This is a genomic window from Phaeobacter sp. B1627, assembly GCF_006265095.1.
In the GTDB taxonomy this organism is placed as follows: domain Bacteria; phylum Pseudomonadota; class Alphaproteobacteria; order Rhodobacterales; family Rhodobacteraceae; genus Epibacterium.
Window position 1 is genome coordinate 1 of sequence record NZ_VCNK01000065.1, and the last position, 7,995, is coordinate 7,995.

At 51.3% G+C, this 7,995-nt stretch carries 5 protein-coding genes; 2 read left to right on the forward strand and 3 right to left on the reverse strand.

The window, feature by feature from the left end; all coding sequences use genetic code 11:
• Positions 1-71: 71 nt before the first annotated feature.
• Positions 72-995, forward strand: coding sequence for a tyrosine-type recombinase/integrase (locus FGE21_RS19295; RefSeq protein WP_139665033.1), 924 nt, complete (start codon positions 72-74; stop codon positions 993-995).
• A gap of 456 nt (positions 996-1,451) precedes the next feature.
• On the opposite strand, the gene FGE21_RS19300 is transcribed toward FGE21_RS19295, so the two are convergent.
• A complete protein-coding gene (locus FGE21_RS19300) occupies positions 1,452-2,930 on the reverse strand; it encodes an LA2681 family HEPN domain-containing protein (protein WP_139665034.1) in 1,479 nt (492 codons plus the stop codon).
• A gap of 1,703 nt (positions 2,931-4,633) precedes the next feature.
• Between FGE21_RS19300 and FGE21_RS19310 the strand changes: the two genes are divergently transcribed.
• On the forward strand, positions 4,634-6,265 hold the full coding sequence (locus FGE21_RS19310) for a helix-turn-helix domain-containing protein (protein ID WP_176695495.1): 1,632 nt from the start codon (positions 4,634-4,636) through the stop codon (positions 6,263-6,265).
• Positions 6,266-7,006: 741 nt separating this feature from the next.
• Here the strand turns inward: FGE21_RS19310 and FGE21_RS19315 are convergent.
• The gene (locus FGE21_RS19315) at positions 7,007-7,255 is read right to left on the reverse strand and encodes a hypothetical protein (protein WP_139665037.1); all 249 of its coding nucleotides are present in this window, start codon (positions 7,253-7,255) and stop codon (positions 7,007-7,009) included.
• A 348-nt stretch (positions 7,256-7,603) separates the two neighbouring features.
• Positions 7,604-7,995, reverse strand: a 392-nt coding sequence (locus FGE21_RS20210; protein WP_218062802.1) for a hypothetical protein, incomplete at its 5' end; no start/stop codon positions are given.

Here is a 7,995-nt window from a genome sequence, read left to right on the forward strand (position 1 = left end):
ATTAAAAATGGGGGGATTACCGTAGCCGCTATGTCGATGCATATCAAAATGCAAAAAACGGGACACGCCCAGTGCCCAAAATCGACGGAAAATCAACAAGTGCTATCCTTGGGAAGTACCTCGATTCTGTTGAGTTCAAAGGCCTCGCGGATCGGACCAAGAAAGATTACCTTGGCTTTCTGAGCAGTTTTGAGGCTGAATTTGGTGATGACCCAGTTGCCATGTTTGAAGAGCCTGAATCAGTTATTGAAATCGGAGAGTGGCGCAAAAAATGGGAACATTCACCGAAGCGATATGACTATGCGGGTACCGTGGTGACAAGGTTCCTCAATTGGGCCTTAAAGACTAATAAGTCATTGAAGCAACACCATCACACTGGACTGACAAAGCAGTACAAGTCCAACCGTGCAGATGTGATCTGGCTGCCTGAAGAGATCGAAGCCCTCTTGAATGAGGCTACACCAGAGGAGTCGCGGGTAATCATCGCTGCATCAGAAGGAGGGCTTGCACCCCAAGATATCGGGGTGCTGAGGCGCGAACATGTTCAAAAAACACAAAAAGGGCGTCGACTACTTCTCAAGCGGACCAAAACTGGCAATCCTATCAGCCTGCCTGTTACGCCGGCACTTGGAGCGTTGATAGACACAATGCCGGAAGGGCAGGACCTGATTGTTCCGTCGTTGACGGGAGGCGTACTTACTGCCCGCCGAGCAAGCGGTATTATTGTTGACGTCAGGAAGCGGCATAATGCCAAAGCAAAGAAGGATGACACGCTCATCGCGATCCGCCAGAAACTTCGTCCCTACGATCTGCGTGGGACAGCGGCGACACAGTTGCTTCGTGCAGGTTGCTCTCTCAATGAAATTGCCGTGACCATGGGCTGGGGATTGCGGCATGCTGCAAATGTCATCGAGAACTATGCAGCCCTGGTGCCGGAAGTATCGGACGATGTGCTGGAAAAGCTCACTGCATTTCGCTCGGGCTCGCATAAATGAAGCGCCCACTAAATTTGTTCCGGCGACTGTCTATGGCACCGCCATGGAGCGGGCTGGTTTCCGAAAGCAAGACTGAGTTTTAGGATTGTCGTAAAGCTGCTACTTGTTGCAGCAATCAGGTTGGTCGGAAGACCGACAAAAAATAAACTAGGTAATGGATGCCAAGAAGGGCTGTGAGGATAACTCCTTGCAGCCCTTTTTCAGTGACACCGATGGTTTCTCTACTCTACACATCAGCTGCTAAACCCATGCCGCTGTAAACCGGTATGTAAACCGGCTAAATTCATACCCTAGCGGAAGGGCGGATTTATTAGGAAATGTCCAGTAAAATAAGGTGGAGGCGAGTACCGGAATCGAACCGGTGTACACGGATTTGCAAAAAACCGGAGGTGGTTGGTTTTGTTCAGGATTTTGCGTAGATTTTCCTACCGAAATTGGTGGACAAAGCGAGAATGCTTAGACCGCATCGTCGTCTTCGAAACGTCGCCTTGGCAGCGAAACAATAGGGACCGTAATGCCACCTTCGTCTTTGGCGCGGAAGCGCTCATGATGATGAATCGCTAGTGACAGACCCATCAAGGCTGAGCGAGCTAGGCGAAGGACATGTAGGCTAAGTTGATAAAGCTCCTGTTCAGTCACATAGTCACAAAGCTCTAGTCGGTCATGCGGCACTTGGAATTCATGAATGCTTAAGAAGCGGTGTTCAGCGGCATTTCGCACATCGTTTGCTTTAGCGGCGAGGGGCGATGCGAACTCCTTCAAATCTCGGTCATAAATATCTAGTGATAGCGCATACAGGCCCCGCAACCGCCAATTGGTTTCCGGCAGATTTGGATGAAGTGTTTTGCAATTACGGTCGGAAAACCAGACATTTCGAAACGAAATATGTTTTGGTTCTTTGCCAATCTTGAAGAAGTCATTGATGAAGACAGCTGACTTGTCCAAGAGGGAGTAGGCAAGACGCAAAGCGGCTTTCTGCTTTTCGTGACCTATACTAGATACCGAGAAGTCAAAGTGTTCGAACATCAACGACGACCTGTCTGCAGCATGGACTTCATCGAAGGCCACATTGCGGCCCTCCCACAGCAGAACACATGCAGCAGCATATTCTTGTTTCAAAAGGTCGAAAAACTTCACAAATCGCGGATGCTTTTCATCGAATGCGTAAGTGTGGCTTGGCAGGTGAAACACATCTTGTGCTGCTATCGGCCAAGCGCCAAGATCGTTCAACGGGTTCAAGAATAAGCGATTGTCGAGCCGCCACTGGCTGAAGCGCGCCTCTTCGGCTGTATGACCCAGTTCAAAAGCGAACGGATCAAACTCCTCGAGTTGGCAATTGCGAGCCAAGTACTCCGAAATCTCACCTAGCTTCGCGGCAAACTGATCGGCGACGTGCGGCTGAAACCCAGAGTCCCAGAACGCGTCGGGGGCAAGCGCGCTTCGATAGCTTGCCTTTGCCTCTGAAAGAAATATGCACTGATGACCCGGATCATAGAAAGCTGAGGAGTATGTGGTCAGACCATAGCCTCGGTTCCCTGCTGCCATTGCAAATGAAGGAATTAGTGCGAGGGCTTCGTCCCATGCCGCTATGGCTTCAATTGGTCGGCCAATTGTGTTGAGAGCGTTCCCCAGGTTGGTGAGAATTTGTGCGCGGCGCTCGATGTTTAAGAGATCAAATGCTTCGGATTTACGCGCTCTTCTTAAGGATAGGATTTCTTCAGATGCATTGGGTTGCTGCCATGCAAAGGGGTCGTCGTGAAGTCGCCTTAGTTCTGCAAATGCGTTTGCCCGAAAGTAGTGCAGCTCGGTGACCGATAGTGGATCGGCGCGCTCGATCCTGTCTTCAATCTCTTCCAGTGCGGCTTTGAGCGCTCCCGCGTCACTATTGTCGGTCGCGTCGTCAATCTTCAGCGCTAGATCGTCGTGGTCTCCCATGTTCATTCTCCGATCAACTATCCAGGTGCGAGACTATCGGCCATATCTAAGCAGATTGTACGTGCACGATAATATGACTTTCCCTTGTTTCACATAGGGTTAGAGGTGGTTGAACGAAAAAAGAATGTTTAGAGTTTTTGATTGGACCACGCATCTAAACAATGCGCTAGCTGCCAAAAATCCGCTAAGTCATTGATTTTAAATGGAGGCGAGTACCGGAATCGAACCGGTGTACACGGATTTGCAAGAGATAGTATATCACTGTTTCTGCATGGATTTTCGCATAGAGCAAGCTAGGCGTATCGCGGAACATATCATGAATGCTTAGATTGGTGCAAACATAGTACATCTAATTGAAAATCCTCCACTGGTGGTGCGTTCCCCTTTGAGAAGCCCGCCTGACAATGCCCGCACTCACTGCGGCGATGGGGCTTACAGGCTAGTAGGACGCCCTCATAGGAGCACCGTCCATGGTGAGATGAGGCAGGTAGTCCTCGAACTGGCATAGCGCACGAGCCGGGCGCTCACGCATTGACTGTTCCTTCGCCATGCCTGCACCTTTTCCGACAAGAATTTTCGGTCAGATTTCGATCTAACGTTGATCGCGAATGGTCCCTTTTCAGCCCAATCACGACATTCACACAAGCTGCGGCGAAGGCGCTGCTGCAAGTGCAACGAGTTTCCCGAAAGCTGCCATTCAGTGAGCGGCGGTTGCTCTTTCGTATGCTGCGGTGAGCACCAGGGGCAGCGAAGCGCAGATAGCACCATTTGCAAAGTCGGCGGATCCGGCGACATGGTGGACGATCCATGCCGCAGCGGCACAGGGAAGAGCAGACCTTCGCCGCAGGCGCAGCCGCCGACCAGCTTCGAACGGCGGGAACGCAGACTTTGCCGTCATTCAATTTTTGCCCTTCGCTGACGCAGCATATGTGCGCTCCTGCAGCAATTTTGTTTTTGCGGTGCAGCGCAAGTCGCCAGTCCGGTCATTCGCGAGCGTCGATTTAGATCGAACCGATTCCGTTCTTTCGCCGCAGCTTGATCCGACTACTCAGACGCGGACATTGCTGCCTTTTGCTCGGGCGGTTATTGCTGACGCAGCATTTGCTCGCGTGTACAGCACGCTCAGCGCTGCGATGAAGCGCAAGTCGCCATACCGTTCATTCACAAACGTCGATTCCCATGGAACCAAGACCGCACTTTCGCCGCAACTTTCTTGGATCATCGAGACGTGGAATTAGTGTGCTTTCGCTGCGGCTGCGCGAAAGGCTGCTTCGTCGGCTGGCGGTTCAATTTACAGTCAAGACCTGCCCTGTCAGAGCACCCTCAACGCATTTCGCATACGCCAGCCCTACTAGCGCCGCCCCGAGAACTTGGGGCAGCGCGTACTTGGTTCATCAACTACGCACCGCGAGTAGAGCGTAAATCAACATCATCGTCGCATACAGCACGGGCTTATCGGTTTGAAGACAAGCAGCGCCGTGGCATCCCGCCAACCCCGCATAGGCAAAACGGTGAGAGCACATTTTCACATAGCACTTGCTCGCATATGATATTAGCGTCCGATAGTATCTGGGCATCGCAATTTCCTTTTACGAGATCGAACCAGGCCTGGACTTGGGTTTCATTTGCCGACACGAAACCAATGCATGCACACGACTGTCTTGGCGTTACGGAAAGTTACGCTTCAAGGAAGGAGCTCGCCGATGTTCAGCCCAGATGATCCGCATCACACAACCTTTGGAAAGGCCTTTGGACACTTAGTGAAGCGTCGACGCGGGATTGAAGGGCTGACTCAACAGCAACTCGCCGCGAAAGCGTTTGGAAACGAAGACGCGAAATCTCGGATATCTGAGATCGAGAACGGGAAAGTCCAAAACCCCAGCGCTAGAACAGTTGACCGGATCGCAACAGCACTCGATATTTCGGACTATGACCTCGAAAATATTCGCGCACCCGTCGTCTCGCACTCTTTAAGCGATGAACTAAATGTGTCTTTGGGGGTTTTAGAAAAGTTTGCACAACAATTTTCGTTAGAAACTGAAAATGATGATACCGATAATCTTATTCCATACCTGAGAGATAAGGCCAAAGACTATCATAGCCTTCGACAAGAGATTGCCGCCATTGGAAGCTCAGATCCTACTTTTAATCGAGTACTTCTCAAGTTGAATGAACTTGTCGAGCACGGAGAGCTCGAACAAGCCCGCCACCACCTGCAACCATTGAAGGATAAGCTTCTGCAATCAGCATCTTATTACATTATTAAAACTTCGGAAGTCCTTCTTCTGGAGGCGAGTATACACCTACTTTCGGGAAATACCAAAGCTGCCCTCGACGCTATTTTGCAGGCAGTGCAGTCCCTGATGTCCACGAATGTAAGTCTCGCAATCAGAACAGCAAATTCTTCCGCGCAGAAGCTATACGATTATTCACGGCGATTTGGTGGTGACGGTTTTGACTGCGCCATTGCGACGCTTTCTGTGGTCAATAAACAATCCGTTGCCTGCTCGCATGATGAAAGAATGTCAGCGCTCAACTGGACTGGTTTGGCCAGGTGGCAAAAAGGTATGAGGGCAAGAGGCGCACCGGGAATTGATGAGCTAGAGAATGCTGCCGATGAATTTACATCTATAGTCAAAATTTCCATTCGGCAGGAATACTGGAATTCGCGTGCTGAAGCTTTCCACAACAGAGGGAATTGCTTCACTTATCTTGGATACAGAACAAAAGGCAAGCGCAGGGAGGAATACCTCAGGAAGGCTGTCGAAGACTATCGTAACTCCCTTTCGATATACGAAAGTCGGGATGAAGCTGAAGGAATCATCAGAAATTTGAAAAATATGGCGATCGCTTTTTCAGAAATGATGGACACACCTCAAAACGGCGAAGAAAACAATTTTAAAACGGCTGTGGACTGCGCTCGCAGAGCTGTTGATTTGTGTTTGGGTTCATCAGTGAGCGATGACTTGAAGTCTATGTCGCTTAACAACCTTGGCCACGCCCTTCACCAGTTCGCCGTATACGGCCCAGCAGATGATAAAATAGCGGCGTTGGACGAAGCGATTGTCCACTACGAAAAAGACAAAGAAATAGTCACCGCCGACGGCGACCCAGTCGGATGGGCATTATCAGAAGAAAATATCGGGGAAGCGCTTGAGGAAAAGGCAAAGCTTGTCGCTAAGGATCAAGATGCAATTCTTAACCAAGCGGAGCAGAGATACCTAAGTGCACTGCTGACCCTAGAACGCGGAGGAATGCCCTTTAATGCAGATAAGTGCCTCAAAAGCATACGACGAGTTAGAAAGCAACGAACTAATTTAATCAGAGCAAAATAGCTGGGATATGGTGTAGGCTAGAATTTGCGATTGTGCAGTTACCATAGTCTCCAAATTGATATCGGGTCCTTCCCGCAGGGTGGGCGGATCGGACGCTTGCGTCATTCGCATCTGCGAATGCGAAGTCCTGCCTCTCAATGGTAGGGACGGGTCAGTAGCTTCGGAATTCTGACTGTCTGATTGAATTTCTATGTCTGATCTTGTGAAAACTGCTGCGCTGCGGAAACGTGGCTGTTGCGAGTGCCAACGGATGCTGCATCAGCAACATCCGCGTCAGAAAAAGGCGACTTCGTCCCGCGTCTTGCTCATTGTCTGACAAAATATCGCTGCGCCCGACGCGAACATCCGCTCTTTACGCCGCATTGCCGTGCTGAAGGTGATATGTACGCAGCAAAATCTGTGCTGCGAGCGCACGCAGCGAAAATTTTTTATTCACAGGATGGGCTCAAAGCCGACATGCGGCGGCGCGGCGGCAGGGCTGCAGCGTTCCGCACCTGGTCACCGCCGCCAGATAACGCCAGCAGCCCAGAGCGGACTTATGTATCTTCATCACGCCTGCTCCGAGCGCCCGTTTTAATCAGTGTCGGCGCGGGTTGGCGCAGGCGCAACTAGCGCCAGTGCAAAAACGAGAACGTGAACGTTGAACAAGGTGGGCTTGGACATCGTTGCTCTCCTCCGTATTCGAACATCCCGGAACTTTGCGCGCCGACCCGGACTGTGACATCAGGGTCGGTAGCATGGTCAGGAGTCGGCAGTTGCCGTCTGGCGGTTCTGCTTGGCTTCGATCATCTGGATCTTAGTGTCGTAGATAAAGGGAAAGCCGAAAAAGGCGTTGGCGAGTAGATTGATCATCGTCGCTGATAGCCGGACGATGATCACAAGCGTGAAGACCGTCAGCGGTAGCATGAAGCTGCCGATCATCGCCCCGACCGCGATGGAAGCGATCAGCGAAAGAATTAGAATTGCGTTGTATTGACCGTACCAGATCATAAAGACCTCCTTTGCTGGATGTCCGTAAGCAATCAATGCGCCGTGGCTGGAATGTGGCGGAAATCGTTACATTTTATGGACGTACGGCATAATTTTAATGAATGATCTCAGCTGCCGGGGACCCCGCCGGTCTGCCCAATTCCCTATGACCTAGCGTAGCTCAGCTGCAACCATCCAGCGCAGAATTTTTTCCGCGCGCGTTTAACGGCGTCGCGACCAGTAGCGCGTATGCTAGGGAAAGGATAAGGTAGAGACAACGGCACCCCACAGGCTGAGCCAGACTGCAGCGGCCGTTCGGTTAAGGTACAGCGAAAGCCCGTTCAGTACCGCGCAACGAAGATTCAATCGTCAAAAATGCTGCACCACACACCAACGGCTGCTTCGACGGACCGCACCGCAGCATCTTTGGTGGTTGCTGGAAGGCGGCTTCGGGTCGATCTGAGCACGAAAAGCGAACACGGCTGGCGACTTTGCAAAGCCCGGTTTCTGCGCATTGCTGACCTTGATGCTCAGCGCAGCGAGTAGGTTCCGCTCCGGAAGGGCTTGAATGGCCGCTTTAGCCAGGGCGAAGCTCTGCCTTCGTGACTGCAGCGAAGGTCTGCAATCCGCCGATGCTGTTGAAAAAGTCTTTGTTGCAGTGCGGCAAGTCCTTTGATTCAGTCGATTATGAGGGGATTGGAGGATTTCGTCATGATGGGCACCCAAACGGCACCGGCACAGCTGTTCTATGACTTCGATCT